Raw genomic sequence first — 20,379 nt, 5'->3', positions numbered from 1 at the left:
CACAATAACGATTTTCCGAACCCCGCGATGAACCCCAAAATCCTGTTCTGGGTCCCGGCGCTCCTGCGCCTCAGCCTCGTATTCGCCGCCGCCGGCATGTGCTGGTGGTGGTTTGGCCCCGTCCCCGGCCTGGCCGTGGCGCTGGCCGGCGTCGTGGTCGCATTCTTCGTCCAGCTCTCCTACCTGTACGAGCTGGGCGAGTGGCTGAACGAACCCCACAGCTCCCGCCTCCCTGACGGCTGGGGCGCCTGGACCGACGTCTTCGCCCGCCTGTACCGCCTGCGCCGCGAGGACGAGCGCAACCAGGCCGAACTCTCGGAATGGCTGGCGCGCTTCCGCCAGGCCATGCAGCTGCTGCCGGAAGGCGTGGCGATCATGGACGACGTCCTGTTCCTCGAATGGTGCAACGGCGCCGCCGAGCGCCACCTGGGCCTGACCATGGAGCGCGACAAGGGCCTGCGCGTGACCAACCTGGTGCGCCATCCGGACTTCATCGACTACATCGTCCTGGGCCGCTACGAGCAGCCGTTGACCCTGTCCTTCCGCGGCCGCAAGCTCGAATGCCGCATCATCCCCTTCGAAAACCGGCGCCAGATCCTGGTGACGCACGACGCCACCGACACCGAGCGCATCGAAGCGATGCGGCGCGACTTCATCGCCAACGCCTCGCACGAGCTGCGTACGCCGCTGACGGTGATCGTCGGCTTCCTCGAGATCGCGATGTCCGACCCCGGCCTGGACGTGGCCACGCGCACCACGCACCTGAAGCTGATGACCGAGCAGGCCCAGCGCATGCAGCGCCTGATCCAGGACATGCTGACCCTGTCGCGCCTGGAATCCGACGAATTCCCGCTGCGGCGCGAGCGCGTCGACATGAAGGCGATGGTCGAATCGGTGGCGGAGGAGGCGCGCGCCTTGTCGAATGGCCGGCACGAGATCGAGGTGAGGGTGGACGGCCCCGACGTGATGGGCAGCCCGGAAGAGCTGCGCAGCGCCTTCGCCAACCTGGCCTCGAACGCGGTGCGCTACTCGCCGGGCGGCGGCACGATCCGCCTGCGCTGGATGCGCGGCGAGGACGACCTTCGCTTCCAGGTGACCGATTGCGGCATCGGGATCGAGCCTTCGCACATCCCGCGCCTGACCGAGCGCTTCTACCGTGTCGACAAGAGCCGCTCGCGCGATACCCAGGGCACCGGCCTGGGGCTGGCCATCGTCAAGCATGTCCTGCTGCGCCACGGTGGGCGCTTGTCGATCGCCTCGGAGCCGGGACGAGGCAGCACCTTCACCGCCGCGCTCCCCAATACCACGCTCCCTGGCTAACACCCTTAATTAGGGTCAGAGTCGAATTATCGGGAAAGATTGTTAAATTTCCCAACAAGTCGACTCTGACCCTCATTGTGAAGGCTGCGTTTTTCGGCAGGCTTGCTGCTCGAGTCCGGCACCCAGAGCTTGCACACGGCTGCGCAGCCGCCCAATCCATTGCCCACTTGCACAACTGCCTATGAAGCAGGCAAAAACTAATTAGGGTCAGAGTCAAATTGTTGGGAAATTTTCCAAAGTTGCCAAACAATTCGACTCTGACCCCAATTTGTCGTGGGGGCTAGATCTATCTGGCAAATGGGGTCAGAGTCGAATTGCAGGAAATATTTGAGAATTTCCCAGCAATTCGACTCTGACCCTCATTGTTGGGGAAGGGGAGTGGGGGCGTGCCCTTGGGGACTGGTCGGGGTACAATCTGGCCTCGTTCTTTTCGGCACCGTTTATGTTCTCTCGTCGTACTTCCCTCATCGCCTGCGCCGCATTGCTGCTCGCCGCTTGCGGCAGCACTCCGACCACGCCACCGACCGCGCCCGCAGCGCCGGTCGCCCAGGCGGCGCCGCTGCCTCCCAAGAAGATCAAGATCGGCCTCGCCCTCGGCGGCGGCGCCGCACGCGGCTTCGCCCACATCGGCGTCATCAAGGCCCTCGAAGCCCAGGGCATCGTGCCCGAGATCGTGGTCGGCACCTCGGCCGGCTCGGTGGTCGGCGCACTCTACGCCTCCGGCCTGAACGGCTTCGCGCTGCAGAAGACCGCCCTCCAGATGGACGAGGCGACGATCTCCGACTGGGCCCTGCCGTTCTTCAACCGCTCGTCGGGCGTCCTGAAGGGCGAAGCGCTGCAGAGCTACGTGAACAAGGCGGTGAGCAACGTGCCGATGGAGAAGCTGAAGATCCGCTTCGGCGCCGTGGCGACCGACCTCAAGTCCGGCCAGCCGATCCTGTTCAATCGCGGCAATACCGGCATGGCGGTGCGCGCCTCGAGCGCCGTGCCGAGCGTGTTCCAGCCGGTGAGCATCGGCGGCAAGACCTACGTCGACGGCGGCCTGGTGGCGCCGGTGCCGGTGCGTTTCGTGCGCGAGATGGGCGCCGACTTCATCATCGCGGTCAACATCTCCAGCCAGACCGAGGGCGCGGCCACCGCCAGCTCGCTCGACGTCCTGATGCAGACCTTCAGCATCATGGGCCAGCGCCTGAACCACTACGAGCTGAAGGAAGCCGACATCGTCATCACGCCGGCCCTCGGCAACATGGGCTCGGCCGACTTCAACAGCCGCAACCTCGCCATCCTGGCGGGCGAGCAGGCCGCGGCCAGCGTCATGTCGCAACTCAAGGCCAAGCTCAAGGCCAAGCAGCAGCCATAACAACAAGGACCCTCATGAACACCAAACCTTACCTGACCCTCGCCGACGTCAAGACCATCGCGGCCGCGGCCGAAGCGGAAGCCCTGCGCAACAACTGGGCGGTGACCATTTCCATCGTCGACGACGGCGGCCACCTGCTGTGGCTGCAGCGCCTGGATGGCGCGCCGCCGATCTCCTCGCATATTTCCCCGGCCAAGGCGCACACCGCCGCGCTGGGCCGCCGCGAATCGAAGATCTATGAAGACCTGATCAACAACGGCCGCATCTCCTTCCTGAGCGCTCCGGCCATCGAGGGCATGCTCGAGGGCGGCGTGCCCGTCATCGTGGATGGCCACGTGATCGGCGCCGTCGGCGTGTCGGGCGTGAAGTCGACCGAGGATGTCCTGATCGCCAAGGCAGGCATCGCGGCGCTGGGCGTCTGAGCCGAGCTCGCCGGCAATCGAAAGGCGCCTGCGGGCGCCTTTTTCGTTTTAGCGTGTTTATTGCGCGCAGGCAGCAAATGCAGCGTTTCTGGACGGTTTCGGCCACCGCGGCGTCGAATTCGGCCGCATTTTTATAAAATTGCTGCATTGCCGAAGAGGGCGATTCGCGCTATAATTTGGAAGTTTAACCATTCACACATCAGCCGTAGCGACTACCCACCATCCCTCATTCAACTTGGCCTCCAAGCCCTGGCGACACACACCTGCCCAGGACCATTGGATGTCGGTCTGACGTGGCGCAGCTACGGTAACTTTATTGGGAGTTACCCTTGCCGCCATTTTTTTCTGGCCCAGCCGTCCCAGCCGTCCTGGCTCTCGCAGACGGAACGATTTTCAAAGGATATTCCATTGGCGCAGTCGGCCATACGACCGGCGAAGTGGTGTTTAACACCGCGATCACCGGCTACCAGGAAATCCTCACCGACCCCAGCTATTCGCGTCAGATCGTCACCCTGACGTATCCGCACATCGGCAACTACGGCGTCAACCCTGCCGACGTGGAAGCCTCCAAAGTCCACGCCGCCGGCCTGATCATCCGCGACCTGCCGCTGCTGGCCTCGAATTTCCGTTCCACCCAATCGCTGTCGGACTACCTGAAGCAGGAAAACGTCGTGGCCATCGCCGGCATCGACACCCGCAAGCTGACCCGCATCCTGCGCGAAAAGGGCGCGCAAGCGGGCGCCATCCTGACCGGCAGCGCAGGCGCGGAGCCGTCCACCGCCCAGGCGCTGGAACTGGCGCGCTCCTTCCCGGGCCTGGCGGGCATGGACCTGGCCAAGGTGGTCTCGGTGAAAGAGCCGTACGAATTCCTTGAGACCGAGTGGAAGCTGGGCCAGGGCTTCGGCAAGCAAGAGAATCCCCAATACCACGTGGTCGCCTTCGACTACGGCGTCAAGCGCAACATCCTGCGCATGCTGGCCGAGCGCGGCTGCAAGGTTACCGTGCTGCCGGCGCAAGCCACCGCCGAAGACGCGCTGGCGCTGAACCCGGACGGCATCTTCCTGGCCAACGGCCCCGGCGACCCGGAACCCTGCGACTACGCCATCAAGGCTTCGCGCGAACTGATCGAGAAGGGCATCCCGACCTTCGGCATCTGCCTGGGCCACCAGATCATGGCCCTGGCCTCGGGCGCCAAGACGATGAAGATGAAGTTCGGCCACCACGGCGCGAACCACCCGGTGCAGGACCTCGATTCGAAGAAGGTCCTGATCACCTCGCAGAACCACGGCTTCGCCGTCGACCCGGAAACCCTCCCGGCCAACTGCCGCGTGACCCACGTGTCGCTGTTCGACGGCTCGCTGCAGGGCTTCGAGCGCCTAGATAAGCCGGCCTTCTGCTTCCAGGGCCACCCGGAAGCCTCGCCCGGCCCGACCGACGTCGCCTATCTGTTTGACCGCTTCATCAGCCTGATGCAAGCCCGTGGAGAAGAAATAAATGCAGAGGAAAAAGTAAATGCCTAAGCGTAGTGATATCAAAAGCATCCTGATTATCGGCGCGGGCCCGATCGTCATCGGCCAGGCGGTCGAATTCGACTACTCGGGCGCCCAGGCCTGCAAGGCCCTGCGCGAAGAAGGCTACAAGGTCATCCTGGTCAACTCGAACCCGGCGACCATCATGACCGACCCGGAAACGGCCGACGTGACCTACATCGAGCCGATCACCTGGAAGGTCGTCGAGCGCATCATCGAAAAAGAGCGTCCGGACGCGATCCTGCCGACCATGGGCGGCCAGACCGCGCTGAACTGCGCGCTCGACCTGCACCGCAACGGCGTGCTGGACAAGTACAAGGTGGAACTGATCGGCGCCACGCCGGAAGCCATCGACAAGGCCGAGGACCGCGCCAAGTTCAAGGACGCGATGACCAAGATCGGCCTGGGTTCGGCCCGTTCGGGCGTCGCCCACTCGATGGAAGAATCGTGGGCCGTGCAGCGCGAGCTGGGCTTCCCGACCATCATCCGTCCGTCCTTCACCATGGGCGGCAGCGGCGGCGGCATCGCCTACAACGAAGAAGAATTCGAAGCGATCTGCAAGCGGGGCCTGGAAGCCTCGCCGACCAACGAGCTGCTGATCGAAGAATCGCTGCTCGGCTGGAAAGAGTACGAGATGGAAGTGGTCCGCGACAAGAAGGACAACTGCATCATCATCTGCTCGATCGAAAACCTGGACCCGATGGGCGTGCACACCGGCGACTCGATCACCGTGGCGCCGGCGCAGACCCTGACGGACAAGGAATACCAGATCATGCGCAATGCGTCGATCAACGTCCTGCGCGAGATCGGCGTCGACACCGGCGGCTCGAACGTGCAGTTCGCGATCAACCCGAAGGACGGCCGCATGATCGTCATCGAGATGAACCCGCGTGTCTCGCGTTCCTCGGCGCTGGCCTCGAAGGCCACCGGCTTCCCGATCGCTAAGGTCGCGGCCAAGCTGGCCGTCGGCTTCACCCTCGATGAGCTGCGCAACGAGATCACCGGCGGCGCGACCCCGGCCTCGTTCGAACCTTCGATCGACTACGTGGTCACCAAGATCCCGCGCTTCACTTTCGAGAAATTCCCGACCGCCGACAAGCACCTGACCACCCAGATGAAATCGGTGGGCGAGGTGATGGCGATGGGCCGCACCTTCCAGGAATCCTTCCAGAAGGCCCTGCGCGGCCTGGAAGTGGGCGTGGACGGCCTGAACGAAAAGACCCGCGACCGCGAAAAGATCGAAGAGGAGCTCGGCGAGCCGGGTCCGGACCGCATCTGGTACGTGGGCGACGCATTCGCCCAGGGCTTCACCCTGGAAGAAGTGCACAACCTGACCAAGATCGACATGTGGTTCCTGGTGCAGATCAAGGAGATCGTGGACATCGAGCTGTGGCTCGAGACCCAGACCCTGGAAGCCCTGGACAAGCCGCTGCTCTATAAACTGAAGCAGAAGGGCTTCTCGGACCGCCGCATGGCCTTCCTGCTGAAGACCACGCCGGCAAGCGTGCGCGCGCGCCGTCACGCCCTGGGCATCCGCCCGGTGTACAAGCGCGTCGACACCTGCGCCGCGGAGTTCGCGACCAACACCGCCTACATGTACTCGACCTACGACGAGGAGTGCGAGTCCAACCCGACCGACAAGAAGAAGATCATGGTGCTGGGCGGCGGTCCCAACCGCATCGGCCAGGGCATCGAGTTCGACTACTGCTGCGTGCACGCGGCCCTCGCCATGCGCGAAGACGGCTACGAGACCATCATGGTCAACTGCAACCCGGAGACCGTGTCGACCGACTACGATACCTCGGACCGCCTGTACTTCGAGTCGCTGACCCTGGAAGACGTGCTGGAAATCGTGGAGCTGGAAAAGCCGGTGGGCGTGATCGTCCAGTACGGCGGCCAGACCCCGCTGAAGCTGGCGCTCGACCTGGAAGCCAACGGCGTGCCGATCGTCGGCACCTCGCCGGACATGATCGACGCCGCCGAAGACCGCGAGCGCTTCCAGCAGCTGCTGCAAAAGCTCGGCCTGCGCCAGCCGCCGAACCGCACCGCGCGCACCGAAGCCGAGGCGCTCGAACTGGCCCAGGAAATCGGCTACCCGCTGGTGGTGCGCCCGTCCTACGTGCTGGGCGGCCGCGCGATGGAAATCGTCCACGAGCAGCGCGACCTGGAGCGCTACATGCGCGAAGCGGTCAAGGTCTCGAACGATTCTCCGGTGCTGCTGGACCGCTTCCTGAACGACGCCATCGAAGTCGACGTCGACTGCATCTCGGACGGCGAAGCCACCTTCATCGGCGGCGTGATGGAACACATCGAACAGGCCGGCGTGCACTCGGGCGACTCGGCCTGCTCGCTGCCGCCGTACTCGCTGTCGCAGTCGACCATCGATGAACTGAAGCACCAGACCTCGCTGATGGCCAAGGCCCTGAACGTGGTCGGCCTGATGAACGTGCAGTTCGCGATCCAGCAGACCGAAGTCGAGGGCAAGACCGTCGATACCGTCTACGTCCTGGAGGTGAACCCGCGCGCCTCGCGTACCGTGCCTTTCGTGTCGAAGGCGACGGGGCTGCAGCTTGCAAAAATAGCGGCGCGCTGCATGGTGGGCCAGACCCTGGCCCAGCAAGGCATCACCACCGAAGTCGTGCCGCCGTTCTACAGCGTCAAGGAAGTCGTGTTCCCGTTCGTGAAATTCCCGGGCGTGGACACCATCCTGGGACCGGAGATGAAGTCGACCGGCGAAGTGATGGGCGTGGGCCAGACCTTCGGCGAAGCCTTCGTGAAGTCTCAGCTGGCGGCCGGCATCATCCTGCCGAAGAGCGGTGTGGTGTTCCTGTCGGTGAAGGCCTCCGACAAGCCGCGCGCCGTCGGCGTGGCGCGCGAGCTGGTCAAGCTGGGCTTCTCGCTGGTGGCGACCAAGGGCACGGCGGCCGTGATCGCGGCGGCCGGCATCCCGGTGCGTCCGGTGAACAAGGTCCTGGAAGGCCGCCCGCACGTGGTCGACATGATCAAGAACCGCGAGATCGTCATGGTCGTGAATACGGTGGAAGAAAAGCGTTCGGCGATCACCGACTCGCGCACCATCCGTACCTCGGCCCTGCAATCGCGCGTGGTGACCTATACCACCATCGCGGGCGCGGAAGCGGCGATCGAGGGCATGTCCCACATCGACGAACTGCGTGTGTACGATTTACAAGGCCTCCATAACACCTTAAACTAAGCGGCAAGTAGTACCCGCTTCAGAATAAAACCACAGAGCTCGCGCGGCCGTGCGCCGTGTGCCTCTGTGGTTTTCACTTTGAGTGGCGGGTATGGGCCTCTAACGATTGAAACAGAAGACCATGAACACTCCATTGACCAAATACGGCGCTGAACTTCTCAAGGAAGAACTGCACCAGCTTAAGACCAAGGAGCGCCGCATCGTGATCGACGCGATCGCCGAGGCGCGTTCGCATGGCGACCTGTCCGAAAACGCCGAGTACGATGCCGCCAAGGAGCGCCAGGCTTTCGTCGAAGGCCGCATCGCCGAGCTCGAAGGCAAGCTGAGCACTGCCCAGATCATCGACCCGGCCACCCTGGACGCGGAAGGCCGCGTGGTGTTCGCCTCGACCGTCGACCTGGAAGACCTGGACAGCGGCCAGAAAGTCAGCTACCAGATCGTCGGCATCGATGAAGCCGACCTGAAGATGAACAAGGTGTCGGTGACTTCGCCGATCGCCCGTGCGCTGATCGGTAAATACGCCGGCGACGTGGTCGAAGTGCAGGCCCCGTCGGGTCCGCGCGAGTACGAGATTCTGGAAGTCCGCTACGTCTGATGGCTGCCGACGCCGCGCCTGTCCAGGTAGTCCGTTCAGGCGGACGCCTGGCCGGCGCGCGCCTGTTGCTGGCCTGCCTGTGGGCGGGCGGCCTGTGGGCGCTGGGCTATATCGCGGCGCCGGCGGCGTTTGCTGTCCTGCCGAGCAAGCTGGCGGGCGATGTCGTGTCGGTGCTCCTGAGCCGCCAGGCCTGGCTGTCGATTGCCTGCGCCATGCTGTTGCTGGTGCTGCTGAAGTTTTCGGCTGATCTGCCGCCTGCCAGGCGGCGTTTCCTGGGCTGGCTGGTGCTGGCGATGCTGGCGTGTACGCTGGTGATCTTTGTCGGGCTGCAGCCCGCCATGGCCCACCTGCGCGAGCTGGCGGGAGCGGGCGGGGTGAGGGCGTCTCCGTACTGGACCCAGTTCGCGGTGATGCATGGGGTGTCGCAGCTGTTCCATCTGGTGGAGAGCTTGCTGGGGGCTTGGCTGATTCTGAAGAGCCGTTGAGCCTCTATTTGACCCGCTGCCCCGGCACGTCGTTCCGGCGAAGGCTGGAACCCAATTCCCTTGAATACTGAGATTATCGGCTTGCACCGGTCAGGGTGAAAGCGAAAGAAAGTGGTTTGCAGCGAACTTGGGTTCCGGCCTGCGCCGGAACGACGGATTAACGGTTGCGTGTCGAAACGATAAGCTCGGCCATTCTGACGACAGACGAAAAAAAACCGGGTCACCCCGGTTTTCATCACTTGTTCAGCGAATTTTTCTTGGTACTGGTCTGACGCGGCTTGGCGCGCTTGATGTTGCCGCCCGCCGTCACGCGTTCATTCCCCTTGAGCATGACCTTGGTGACGCTCGGCTTCTTGGTGCCGCTGGCGCTGGCCTTGACGATGGTGACTTCGCGCATGCCGGGGCCCGACTTGCCGCTGCGTTCCTTGACGGCTTCCTTCTTCGGGCGGTACAGCACCAGCAGCTTGCCGATGTGCTGGACCGGCGCCGCGCCCAGTTCCTCGCAAATCTGTTCGTACATGGCGACACGTTCCTCGCGCTCGTCGCCGAACACGCGGACCTTGATCAGGCCGTGGGCGTCCAGGCTCGAGGAGATTTCTTTCATGACGGCTTCGGTCAGGCCCTCGCCGCCGATCATGACGACAGGATTGAGTCCATGGGCTTCCGCGCGCAGTGCGCTGCGCTCGGCCGGAGTGAGTTTAAGCATAATATTTTTTGGAAGTACCTTTAAAAGCAGTATTCTACGCGAATGGCCAAGAACAAATTAAACAAAAACTGGTTGCACGACCACATTAACGATCCGTACGTCAAATTGGCGCAAAAAGAGGGCTACCGCGCCCGCGCCGCCTACAAGCTCAAGGAAATCGACGAAAGCGAAAAGCTGATCAAGCCGGGCCAGGTCATCGTCGACCTCGGCTGCACCCCCGGCAGCTGGGCCCAGTACACCCGCCGCAAGCTGGCGGGCAAGGAGGGCGGCGGCATCCACGGCACCATCATCGGCCTCGACATCCTGCCGATGGAGCCGGTGGCCGACGTGCATTTCATCCAGGGCGACTTCCGCGAAGAGGAACTCCTCGACCATCTCGACGAAGTCCTGGGCGGCCGCAAGGCCGACCTGGTGCTGTCCGACATGGCGCCCAACCTGTCCGGCATTCCGCACGCGGACGCGGCGCGCATGGAGCATTTGATCGACCTGGCTATTGAGTTTTCTCAATTGCACCTGAAGCCGAGTGGCGCATTACTGGTAAAGTGCTTTAAAGACATGGGCTTCACCCAGATCCTGGAAAAGTTTCGGGAGGAATTCCGCACCGTCAAACAGGTCAAACCCAAGGCCAGCCGCGACAAATCGTCCGAAATTTTCCTGCTGGGCCGTGGATTGAAACATCCGGCCGGGCCGAAATCGGGCGATGACGATAGTGAAGACTCTTGATTTTTCGCGAGCAAGCCACACATCAGCCGCGTGAGGCTGGCAGGACGCAAACGCTTGCGTATGCATGTCGAACTTAAAATTATGGCATTTCAGCACTATTGCTTGCGTTGCGTGGCGGCGTCGGCTTATTGCGGTTAAAATCGTCGTACTGTAATCGGTAGAGATGCAGAACGCATCGGAGGAGTTCTCGTGAATAATATGTTTTCCAAATCCGCCATCTGGGTGGTGGTCGCACTGCTGCTGTTCATGCTGTTCAAGCAGTTCGACACCCATAGCGTGGCTGGCGGCAGCAAGACCATCGCTTATTCCGAGCTGCTCGACGATGTGAAGGCACGCCGCATCAAGGACGTCGTGATCGAGGGCTCGAACATCACCGCGACCCGCACCGACGATTCCAAGGTGCGCGCGACCGCGACCATCCTCGACCGCGGCCTGATCGGCGACCTGCGCGAGAACGGCGTGCGCTTCGACGTCAAGCCGCCCGAGGAACCGTCCTTCCTGCAGCAGGTCTTCATCTCCTGGTTCCCGATGCTGCTCCTGATCGGCGTGTGGGTCTTCTTCATGCGCCAGATGCAGGGCGGCGGCAAGGGCGGCGCTTTCTCCTTCGGCAAGTCGAAGGCGCGCATGCTCGATGAAACCAACAACACCGTGACCTTCTCCGACGTCGCCGGCTGCGACGAGGCGAAGGAAGAAGTGGGCGAGATCGTCGACTTCCTGAAGGACCCGACCAAGTTCCAGAAACTGGGCGGCCGCATCCCGCGCGGCGTGCTGATGGTTGGTCCTCCGGGTACCGGCAAGACCCTGCTGGCGCGCGCCATCGCCGGCGAAGCGAAAGTGCCGTTCTTCTCGATCTCGGGTTCCGACTTCGTCGAGATGTTCGTCGGCGTGGGTGCGTCCCGCGTGCGCGACATGTTCGAGAACGCCAAGAAGCACTCGCCCTGCATCATCTTCATCGACGAGATCGACGCGGTCGGCCGTCACCGCGGCGCCGGCATGGGCGGCGGCAACGACGAGCGCGAACAGACCCTGAACCAGCTGCTGGTCGAGATGGACGGCTTCGAAGCCTCCTCGGGCGTGATCGTGATCGCCGCGACCAACCGCGCCGACGTGCTGGACAAGGCGCTGCTGCGTCCGGGCCGTTTCGACCGCCAGGTGATGGTCGGCCTGCCGGACATCCGCGGCCGCGAGCAGATCCTCAACGTGCATATGCGCAAGGTCCCGATCGGCACCGACGTCAAGGCCGACATCCTGGCGCGCGGCACCCCGGGCTTCTCGGGCGCCGACCTGGCCAACCTGGTCAACGAGGCCGCGCTGTTCGCCGCGCGCCGCAGCAAGCGCCTGGTCGAGATGATCGACTTCGAGGACGCCAAGGACAAGATCTTCATGGGCCCGGAACGCAAGTCCATGGTCATGCGCGAGGAAGAGCGCCGCAACACGGCCTACCACGAGTCGGGCCACGCGGTGGTCGCCAAGCTGTTGCCGAAGGCCGATCCGGTGCACAAGGTCACCATCATGCCGCGCGGCTATGCCCTGGGCCTGACCTGGCAGCTGCCTGAGCACGACAACCTGTCCGGCTACAAGGACAAGATGCTGGAAGAGATTTCGATCCTGTTCGGCGGCCGCATCGCCGAAGAGATCTTCGTCGGCCAGATGTCGACCGGCGCCTCGAACGACTTCGCCCGCGCCACCAAGCTGGCCCGCTCGATGGTGACCCGCTTCGGCATGTCCGAGAGCATGGGCGTGATGGTCTACGAAGACAGCGAGAACGACGGCTTCTTCGGCGGCAGCACCAAGACCATCTCGGAGGCGACCCAGCAAAAGGTGGACGCCGAGATCCGCGCCATCCTCGACACGCAGTACGCCCTGGCGCGCCGCCTGCTCGAAGAAAACCGCGAGAAGGTCGAGATGATGACCAAGGCGCTGCTCGACTGGGAAACCATCGACGCCGAGCAGATCAACGACATCATGGCCGGCCGCGAGCCGCGCCAGCCGAAGGCCGGCCTGCTGACCAAGCGTACGCCGCCGGGCGACAGCGGCCCGGGTGGCGTGGCGCCGAACGCCACCGCACCGGCCTGATGCGCTGATCCGTTTCTCCAAGAGGCATCCGACAGGATGCCTCTTGTACGTTAACGCCACTTACTCCCTGTATGTCCAAGAACCTGCACTGCGGCCGTTTCAGCTTCCCGCTGGAAGGCCCGGACGCCGGGATGCCCGTCGTGATGGGCATCCTGAACGTCACTCCCGATTCCTTTTCCGATGGCGGCCGCTACCAGGGGCTGGAATTCGCCATGTCGCACGCCGAGGAGATGATCCGCGACGGCGCCACCATGATCGACATCGGCGGCGAGTCGACCCGCCCCGGTTCGCCCAGCGTGCCGCTGGATGAGGAACTGCGCCGCGTGATGCCCGCGCTGTACGCGCTCAAGACCCTGGATGTGGCCCTGTCCGTCGATACCTGCAAGCCGGAGGTCATGCGCGAAGCCCTGATCGCGGGCGCCGACATGATCAACGACATCAACGGCTTCCGGGCGCCCGGGGCGATCGAGGCGGTGCAGGACAGCGATTGCGGCCTGTGCATCATGCACATGCAGGCCACGCCCCAGACCATGCAGCAGGCGCCGCAGTACAACGATGTCGTGGCCGAGGTGATCGCATTCCTGGGCGAGCGGGTGAAGGCAATGACGGCCGCCGGGATCGCGCGCGAACGCCTCTGCCTCGACCCCGGTTTCGGCTTCGGCAAGACCGTCGAGCATAATTACGCCTTGCTGCGCCACCTGGCGCGCATCCGCGACGAGCTCGGCCTGCCCGTACTGGCAGGGATGTCGCGCAAGTCCATGATCGGGGCCGTCACCGGGCGCCCGGTCGAGCAGCGTGTCGCCGGCAGCATTGGGGCGGCATTGGCTGCGGTAGCGCATGGCGCTAGAATTGTGCGTGTGCATGATGTAGCAGACACCGTCGATGCCCTGAAAGTGTGGCATGCGGCGACCATCGATTAATCAAGGAAAGAAAAGAAGACAAGAATGGCACGCAAATATTTCGGTACGGACGGCGTCCGTGGACTCGTGGGCGTTGCGCCGATTACCCCGGATTTCGTCATGCGCCTCGGCTATGCCGCCGGCACGGTGCTGGTGAAAGGCGCCAAGTCGAGCAGCGGCCGTCCGGTCGTGCTGATCGGTAAAGACACCCGTATTTCCGGCTACATGCTGGAAGCCGCGCTGGAAGCGGGCTTCTCGGCCGCCGGCGTGGACGTGATGCTGGCCGGCCCGATGCCGACCCCGGCGATCGCCTACCTGACCCGCGCGCTGCGCCTGCAGGCCGGCGTCGTGATCTCGGCCTCGCACAACCCCTTCCAGGACAACGGCATCAAGTTCTTCTCGGAACACGGCACCAAGCTGCCGGACGCCGTCGAACTCGAGATCGAAGCGGCGATCGACCAGCCGATGGGCTGCGTGCCCTCGGACAAACTCGGCCGGGCGACCCGCCTGCGCGACGCCCAGGGCCGCTACATCGAATTCTGCAAGAGCACCTTCCCGAACGAACTGGACCTGCGCGGCCTGAAGATCGTGGTCGACAGCGCCAACGGCGCCGCCTACAACATCGCCCCGCACGTGTTCCACGAACTCGGCGCCGAGGTGATCTCGATCGGCGCCCAGCCGGACGGCTTCAACATCAATGACGGCGTCGGCGCCACCGCGCCCAAGGCGCTGTCGGAAGCGGTCGTGAGCAACAAGGCCGACCTCGGCATCGCCCTGGACGGCGACGCCGACCGCCTGATCATGGTCGACGCCAACGGCCGCATCTACAACGGCGACGAACTGCTATACGTGATGGTGCGCGACCGCATGGCGACCGGCCCGGTGGCCGGCGCCGTCGGCACCCTGATGACCAATATGGCGCTGGAAGTGGCCTTCAAGCAGATGGGCGTCGGCTTCGCGCGCGCCAAGGTCGGCGACCGCTACGTGCTGGAAGTGATGAAGGAACGCGGATGGCTGCTGGGCGGCGAGGGCTCGGGCCACCTGCTGGCCCTGGACAAGCACACCACCGGCGACGGTATCGTCTCGGCACTGCAGGTGCTGTCGGCGCTCAAGCGCGACAACAAGGGGCTGGCCGAGTGCTGCGCCGAGCTCAAGCTCTATCCGCAGACCCTGATCAACAAGAAAGTGCCGGCCGGTTTCGACTGGACCAAGGACGCGGCCCTGGTGGCGGAAAAGGAAGCCGTCGAGCGCGAATTGGGCGACGGCGGCCGCGTGCTGATCCGCGCCTCGGGCACCGAGCCCCTGATCCGCGTCATGGTGGAAGCCAAGGAAGCGGACGTCGCGGAAAGCATGGCGCGCCGCATCGCCGACAAGCTGGCGGCTTGACAGGCGTCAAGCACGATTGAAGGCCGTCACCGGCTTCAATCGTGTCCGGGTTGGCGCGGCGCTCCTTCGGGAGTATCATGAAATCGCGTCGGAGTGTAGCGCAGCCCGGTAGCGCACCTGCTTTGGGAGCAGGGGGTCCAAGGTTCGAATCCTTGTACTCCGACCAGCCGGACAAACAAACAGGCCGTCCACGACGGCCTGTTTTTCGTGCGTCTCCAGCATGCCCACCAAGTTTGCACACTGAGTAGTGCCGTGTTGCAAGCCCCCGCTTGGCGCGCTATAGTAGCGCCTCTCTTCATTCCGCCCTTAGCTCAGTTGGATAGAGCAACAGCCTTCTAAGCTGTGGGTCGGGGGTTCGATTCCCTCAGGGCGGGCCAGTTTCCTTCGCCGACCCGCCCGTCGGATCTTCATCACGCAGCGCGGTCGTCCAGGCCGGAGCGCGTGCGCCACAGCGAATAGCCGATACCCGCCGCGATCAGCACCGCCGTCACCGCCAGCGACAGGCTGGCCGGCACCTTGCCGTCGAACACGAAGTCCCCCAGGAAGATCTTGGAACCGATGAACACCAGCACCGCCGCCAGCGAGTATTTCAGGTAGGTGAAGCGTTCCACCATGGCCGCCAGCGCGAAGTACAGGGCGCGCAGGCCGAGCACCGCAAAGATATTCGAGGTGTAGACGATGAAGGGATCGCTGGTGATGGCGAAGATCGCCGGCACGCTGTCGACCGCGAAGATCACGTCCGTTATCTCGACCATGCACAGCGCCAGGAACAGCGGCGTGGCCAGCAGCAGCGTATGTCCCGGGCGGGCCGGATCCGGCTCGCGCACCAGGAAGGCGTTGCCGCGCATGCCCTCGGTCATGCGCAGGCGGCCTTTCAGCCATTTCAGCACGGCGCTGTCGCGGATCTGGTCCGGATTGTCGGAAGCGAAGAACATCTTGATGCCGGTGATCACCAGGATCGCGCCGAAGATGTACAGCACCCAGTAGTAGCTGGCCACCAGCGCCGAGCCCGCACCGATCATGATGCCGCGGGTCAGGATCACGCCCAGGATGCCCCAGAACAGCACCCGGTGCTGGTAGGCCGCCGGGATCGCCAGGGTCGCGAAGATCAGCGATATCACGAAGATATTGTCCAGCGACAGGCTCTTCTCGATCAGGAAGCCCGTGTAGAAGTGCAGGGCCTTTTCGCTGCCGAAGGCGTGCCAGACCCATAGGCCGAAGGCCAGGCCGGCCGCGATGTAGAGGGCCGACAGCTTGAGGCTTTCACGCACGCCGATGACGTGGTCATCCTTGTTGAGCACGCCCAGATCGAAGGCGAGCAGCGCCACCACGATGGCGACGAAGCTCGCCCACATCCAGACGGGTGCGCCGAGCCAGACGGTATAGAGCAGATCCATGATGTCCTCCTGGCGTCGTCAGCTGTCGGCGGGTTCGAGGGCCGGCATCCACGCGTGGGTCGCTCGGCGCAGCAGCCGGCGTTCGCGGTGGTCGATCACCTTGTCGGCGCGCACGATGTCGAGCATGCCCTGCAGTACCAGCACGCGCAGCAGGGGTGCGTCGACCTCGGCCAGCAGGCGGTCGATGGTCTCGGGATCGAGTTCCACCTCGCCGCCGCTCGCGCCCGCCTGGCGCGCGCTCGCCGCCGCCAGCAGGTCCTGGCAGAGTTCGCCGGCAGTCTCGTCGAAGATGTCCTCGCTGACCTCCAGCCGGCGCAGCAGGCCGCTGTGGTGCAGCGCCTTGAGTTCCTGCGGCGCCAGCCGTCCGTCGATGATCATCGCCAGCGCGAGCAGGCGCGAAATGGCTTTATGGCTGTTGGGGGCATAGGTTCTCATGGCAATCCTCTCGGGTGGTGAACTGGAACACCCACTATACGAAGCGACAATGCGAAAGTAAAATCGAATAAACTTTCGCAATCATCAAATTTTTTGGATGGATTCGCCGGTGATCAATTACAAGCACCTGCAGTACTTTCACGTGGTCGCCACCACCGGCACCGTGGTGCGGGCCGCCCAGCAGCTGCATGTCTCGGCGCAAGCCATCAGTACCCAGCTGCAGGTGCTCGAGGCCCAGCTGGGCGAGGAACTGTTCCGCAAGAAGGGGCGCCTGCTGGAGCTGACCGAGGCAGGCAAGACCGTGCTGCAGTATGCCGAGCAGATTTTCAGCATCGGCAACGAACTCGAGCAGGCGATCCGGCGCGGCGTCTTCACCGGGGCCGAAACCCTGCGCGTCGGCATCTGCGACGTGATACCCAAGACCATGGCTTTCCGCCTGCTGCAGCCTGCCCGCGACGCCGGCCTGGCCATGCGCCTGGTGTGCCGCGAGGGCCGCTTCGCCGACCTGGTCCAGGAATTGAGCGCGCACCGGCTCGACCTGGTCATCTCCGACCAGGGGCTGCCCCCCGGCGGCACCGTGCGCGGCCATACCCATCTGCTCGGGTCCAGTGCTGTGGCGGTCGTCGGCCATCCGGACTTGTGCCGGGCCCGGCCGGGGGCGTTTCCCCAGCGCCTGAAAGAGGCGCCGTTCCTGATGCCGGGCCAGGACGCCACCCTGCACAGCCGGCTCAAGGCCTGGCTCGAAGCGCAGCGCCTGCGTCCCATCGTGGTCGGCGAATTCGACGACGGCGCGCTGCTCATGTCCTTCGCCGGCGCCGGGGCAGGCTTCATGGCGGTGCCCGCCGTGCTGGCGGCCGGCGTGTGCGGGCAATACGGCCTGGAACAGGTGGGCATCGTCGACACCATCGTCGAGCAGTTCTACGCCGTGACCGTGGAAAGGCGGGTCCATCACCCTGCGCTGCAGCGCATCCTGGACCGGGCGGGCCAGCTGTTCGAGCACGGCGGCTAGGCGCGGATTTGGGGAGGAGGGCGGCGCCGGGTTATCATGCGTGCTGCAAGCCACTGCCGCCGCCGCGGCTGCCGTCCCGCGCGCCGCCGGGACGATTCGATCGATCTTTACCTGTCACACACCATGCAGTTTCTCGATGTCCCATACGCCGACAAGGACGGCGCCAAAGCACTCGGCGCCAGATGGAATCCGACCCGCAAGCGCTGGTACGTGCCAGACGGCGTGGCGCTCGACGCCTTCGAAAAATGGCTGCCCAAGGGCGGCGCCGTCTCGCCCACGGGAAGAGTCGACGCCTACGCCGCCAAGATCGTGATCGGCGCCAACTGCATCGATTACACGCACGACTGCAATCCCTTCGAGCCTTGCGCGACCTGCGAAGCGGCGCTGGCCGGCACCGACTGGGCGGCCGCACGGCGCCGCATCGCCGAGCTCAAGCCCGGGGCCTGAACCTTCGAAGCGTACGCCTGCCCGCGCGCACGCGTGCTACTGTGCGTCAGCGCGAACCAGCCGGTTCGCCCTGACCGGAGGAACACGCATGACCCTTGCCCGACCGCTGCACCGCCTGGCCCTGGCGACGCTCTTCACATGCGCCGCAGCGCTCGCGCATGCCCAGGAGCAGGCTGAGGCCCAGGCTGAAACCCAGGCTCGGAGCCGGGCGCAGACGCAGGCCGAGGTCCCGCAAGGAGACATGTTCACCCTGCAGCTCGCGCCTGCGGCGGCGGCTTCGGGCGAGGGCAGCGTGCAGTTCATCGGCACCGCGACCGTGCTGATCCGCTTCCAGGGCTTCACCATCCTCACCGATCCGAATTTCCTGCACAAGGGCGACCATGTGCACCTGGGCTATGGCCTCAAGTCCCAGCGCCTGACCAATCCCGCCATCGCCTTCGAGAACCTGCCGCCGATCGACCTGGTCGTGCTGTCGCACCTGCACGGCGACCACTTCGACCAGCTGGTGCAGGAAAAACTGGGCCGCGCCACGCCGATCGTCACCACCAAGGAGGGCGGGGAAGGACTCAAGCGCATGGGGTTTACGCGCGTCTATGGACTGTCGGTGTGGGACCGCCTGGAAGTGCGGCGCGGGGAGGCGCGCCTGCGCGTGACGGCCACGCCGGGCCGCCATGGACCGGCCGGCGTGGCGGCCCTGCTGCCCAGGGTGATGGGGGCGGTGCTCGATTTCGGCCCGGATCCACAGGCGCCGGCCTACCGCATGTACATCAGCGGCGACACCCTCGTCTACGACGACATCAAGGCCATTCCGACCTACTTTCCGGGCATCGACCTGGCCCTGCTGCACCTGGGCGGCACCCGCATCCTCGGCGTCGTCAAGGTCACCATGGACGGCAAGGACGGGGTGCGCATGATGCAGCTGGTGCGGCCGAAGAAAACGGTGCCGATCCATTACAACGACTACGACGTGTTCAAGTCCCCGCTCGCGGAATTCGCCCGCGAAGTCCAGGCGGCCGGCCTGGAAAAGGACGTCATTTACCTGAAACACGGCGAAACCTACCAGTTCGCGCCCGCCCGGCCCTGAGCGCCGCCCCTTGTTGACACGCCGCGCAGGCGGCGCGATTCCTATCGTGCACGTCTCGCACAACGGCTGAGTAAACGCTAAGATGCCTGCTTGACAATATCGCAAGCAGAAGGGCATGCCGACAGCGAACGCACGCAGCCGACACCAGCAGCAAAGCCGCGCCGACCGGCGCCTCGCGACTGGCGTGGCGGTGTCGGTTCTGCTTCATGCGCTGCTGCTCTCGCTGCAGTTCGGCGTGCCCGGACTCGATCTCGGCAGTGGCGGGCCGATCACCGTGAGCCTGGCGCCATCCGTCCCGCCCGCGCCCTTGTCGGAGCCGCTTCCTCCGACGCCCAAGCCGGATCCTGCGCCACTGCCGGCGCCGGCGCTTGCACCTGCACCACTGGCTGCGCCGCGTCCTGCCGTCCCCGCTCCCCAGGCGCCCGTCGCCGGACTGCGCCTGGTCGATCCAGTTCCGCCCGCGCCCGCGCAAACGGCGCCTGCGCCCAAGCCCAAGGTCAAGGCCAAGGCCAAGGCCAACCCCACCAAGCGCGTGCGGCCCGTCACGCCGCGGCGGCGGGTAGCGTCAGTGACGACACCCCTGATCGCCGCCGAGGCGCGTATCGAGTCGGAGTTCGTCGTTCCGCTGCCGGAGGTCGCACCCGCGCCTGAAGCCTTGCTGGCGGATGCGGCGCCGGAGCCTGAAGCAGCGGGCGAGCCGCCTGAGCCGATCGCTCCGGACATGCCCGAAGCGGCGACCGCGCAGCGAGCGGATACCGCGGTGGAAGAACAGAGCGACCCGAACGCGCAGGCGGAGGCGGAAGCCTTGCGGCTGGCCGCCGAGGACGAAGCGCGGCGCGTTCGCGAAGAAGAAAGGGAGCGCCTGGCTGCGGCCGAACGGGAGAACGAGGCGCGCCGTGCGCGCCTGCTCGCCGAACGCCAGCGCGCCGCCGAGGAAGACGCGCGCCTCGCGCAAGAGGCCGCTGCGCAATTACGCCAGCGCGAACAGGAGGAAGTGGCGCGCCAGGTCCAGCAGCGCATGGCGGAGGAAGCGGCGGCGCGCGAGGCCCAGGTCGCGGCGCAGCGCCGCGCGCAGGAGGAACAGCGCCGGCTAGCGGAGCAGCTGGCCCAGCGCCAGCGCGAGGAAGCCCAGCGGCTGGCGCAGGAGCAGGCGGAACGCCACCGCATCGAGGAAGCGCAGCGCCGGCTGGCGGAGGAGCGCGCCCAGCAGGAGGCCGCGGAGCGCGCCCGCGCCGAGCGCCTGGCCCGGCAGCTTGCCGAGGAATCGGCGCGGCGCGCCGCCGAGGCATCGT

General features: G+C 64.9%; 17 protein-coding genes, 2 tRNA genes and 1 pseudogene. 17 read left to right on the top strand and 3 right to left on the bottom strand.

Translation table 11 applies throughout. The features are described from left to right. Positions 1-27: 27 nt before the first annotated feature. From phoR to KBW95_RS21300, 7 genes are all read left to right on the top strand, one after another. Positions 28-1,320 carry a phosphate regulon sensor histidine kinase PhoR gene (gene phoR / locus KBW95_RS21330; RefSeq protein ID WP_211525408.1) on the top strand — a complete coding sequence of 431 codons (1,293 nt, stop codon included), beginning with the start codon at positions 28-30 and terminating at the stop codon, positions 1,318-1,320. Between the two features lie 442 nt (positions 1,321-1,762). Then, entirely contained in the window at positions 1,763-2,680 is a 918-nt protein-coding gene (locus KBW95_RS21325; RefSeq protein WP_211525407.1) for a patatin-like phospholipase family protein, read from the top strand. A 14-nt stretch (positions 2,681-2,694) separates the two neighbouring features. Continuing rightward, positions 2,695-3,102, top strand: a complete 408-nt coding sequence (locus KBW95_RS21320; protein WP_211525406.1) for a heme-binding protein — start codon at positions 2,695-2,697, stop codon at positions 3,100-3,102. A gap of 329 nt (positions 3,103-3,431) precedes the next feature. Then, positions 3,432-4,622: a glutamine-hydrolyzing carbamoyl-phosphate synthase small subunit gene (gene carA, locus KBW95_RS21315; protein WP_211525405.1), complete on the top strand. Its 1,191-nt coding sequence runs from the start codon at positions 3,432-3,434 to the stop codon at positions 4,620-4,622. After that, positions 4,615-7,845 (top strand): carbamoyl-phosphate synthase large subunit, encoded by a 3,231-nt coding sequence (carB, locus tag KBW95_RS21310; RefSeq protein WP_211529294.1) that lies wholly within the window; start codon positions 4,615-4,617, stop codon positions 7,843-7,845. The genes carA and carB overlap by 8 nt, the downstream gene beginning before the upstream one ends. Positions 7,846-7,966: 121 nt before the next feature. Next, the gene (gene greA / locus KBW95_RS21305) at positions 7,967-8,440 is read left to right on the top strand and encodes a transcription elongation factor GreA (protein ID WP_211525403.1); all 474 of its coding nucleotides are present in this window, start codon (positions 7,967-7,969) and stop codon (positions 8,438-8,440) included. Next, complete coding sequence (locus tag KBW95_RS21300; RefSeq protein ID WP_211529293.1) at positions 8,440-8,925, top strand: DUF4149 domain-containing protein; 486 nt, start codon at positions 8,440-8,442, stop codon at positions 8,923-8,925. The genes greA and KBW95_RS21300 overlap by 1 nt, the downstream gene beginning before the upstream one ends. 235 nt (positions 8,926-9,160) lie before the next feature. Here KBW95_RS21300 and yhbY read toward each other — a convergent pair whose 3' ends face one another. Then, entirely contained in the window at positions 9,161-9,631 is a 471-nt protein-coding gene (gene yhbY / locus KBW95_RS21295) for a ribosome assembly RNA-binding protein YhbY (protein WP_211525401.1), read from the bottom strand. Positions 9,632-9,673: 42 nt separating this feature from the next. Here yhbY and KBW95_RS21290 point away from each other — a divergent pair, with 42 nt between their 5' ends. The 6 genes from KBW95_RS21290 (at position 9,674) to KBW95_RS21265 (ending at position 15,092) form a co-directional block, all read left to right on the top strand. Then, the gene (locus KBW95_RS21290) at positions 9,674-10,354 is read left to right on the top strand and encodes an RlmE family RNA methyltransferase (RefSeq protein WP_211529292.1); all 681 of its coding nucleotides are present in this window, start codon (positions 9,674-9,676) and stop codon (positions 10,352-10,354) included. A 189-nt stretch (positions 10,355-10,543) separates the two neighbouring features. Further along, positions 10,544-12,430 (top strand): ATP-dependent zinc metalloprotease FtsH, encoded by a 1,887-nt coding sequence (ftsH, locus tag KBW95_RS21285; RefSeq protein ID WP_211525399.1) that lies wholly within the window; start codon positions 10,544-10,546, stop codon positions 12,428-12,430. A gap of 71 nt (positions 12,431-12,501) precedes the next feature. Further along, a complete protein-coding gene (gene folP, locus KBW95_RS21280; protein ID WP_211529291.1) occupies positions 12,502-13,350 on the top strand; it encodes a dihydropteroate synthase in 849 nt (282 codons plus the stop codon). A 24-nt stretch (positions 13,351-13,374) separates the two neighbouring features. Continuing rightward, on the top strand, positions 13,375-14,715 hold the full coding sequence (glmM, locus tag KBW95_RS21275; protein WP_211525397.1) for a phosphoglucosamine mutase: 1,341 nt from the start codon (positions 13,375-13,377) through the stop codon (positions 14,713-14,715). An 89-nt stretch (positions 14,716-14,804) separates the two neighbouring features. Continuing rightward, positions 14,805-14,881: transfer RNA gene (locus tag KBW95_RS21270), tRNA-Pro, on the top strand. Positions 14,882-15,015: 134 nt separating this feature from the next. Next, positions 15,016-15,092, top strand: a tRNA-Arg gene (locus KBW95_RS21265). Between the two features lie 33 nt (positions 15,093-15,125). On the opposite strand, the gene KBW95_RS21260 is transcribed toward KBW95_RS21265, so the two are convergent. Next, positions 15,126-16,112 (bottom strand): TerC family protein, encoded by a 987-nt coding sequence (locus tag KBW95_RS21260; RefSeq protein WP_211525396.1) that lies wholly within the window; start codon positions 16,110-16,112, stop codon positions 15,126-15,128. 18 nt (positions 16,113-16,130) lie between these two features. Then, positions 16,131-16,547, bottom strand: coding sequence for a TerB family tellurite resistance protein (locus KBW95_RS21255; protein ID WP_211525395.1), 417 nt, complete (start codon positions 16,545-16,547; stop codon positions 16,131-16,133). Between the two features lie 109 nt (positions 16,548-16,656). On the opposite strand from KBW95_RS21255, the gene KBW95_RS21250 reads away from it, so the two are divergent. The 4 genes and pseudogenes from KBW95_RS21250 to KBW95_RS21235 form a co-directional block, all read left to right on the top strand. After that, a complete protein-coding gene (locus tag KBW95_RS21250; protein WP_211525394.1) occupies positions 16,657-17,556 on the top strand; it encodes a LysR family transcriptional regulator in 900 nt (299 codons plus the stop codon). Positions 17,557-17,592: 36 nt separating this feature from the next. Further along, positions 17,593-18,003 carry a DUF5710 domain-containing protein gene (locus KBW95_RS21245; RefSeq protein ID WP_229429929.1) on the top strand — a complete coding sequence of 137 codons (411 nt, stop codon included), beginning with the start codon at positions 17,593-17,595 and terminating at the stop codon, positions 18,001-18,003. An 88-nt stretch (positions 18,004-18,091) separates the two neighbouring features. Continuing rightward, positions 18,092-19,087 (top strand): MBL fold metallo-hydrolase, encoded by a 996-nt coding sequence (locus KBW95_RS21240; protein WP_229429928.1) that lies wholly within the window; start codon positions 18,092-18,094, stop codon positions 19,085-19,087. Between the two features lie 190 nt (positions 19,088-19,277). Next, positions 19,278-20,379: pseudogene (locus tag KBW95_RS21235) on the top strand (hypothetical protein); the annotation flags it as partial.

The organism is Massilia sp. ZL223, from assembly GCF_018119395.1.
GTDB lineage: Bacteria > Pseudomonadota > Gammaproteobacteria > Burkholderiales > Burkholderiaceae_D > Telluria.
The sequence above is the reverse complement of the archived record's forward strand: the minus strand, read 5'-3'. Positions and strand labels throughout refer to the sequence as shown.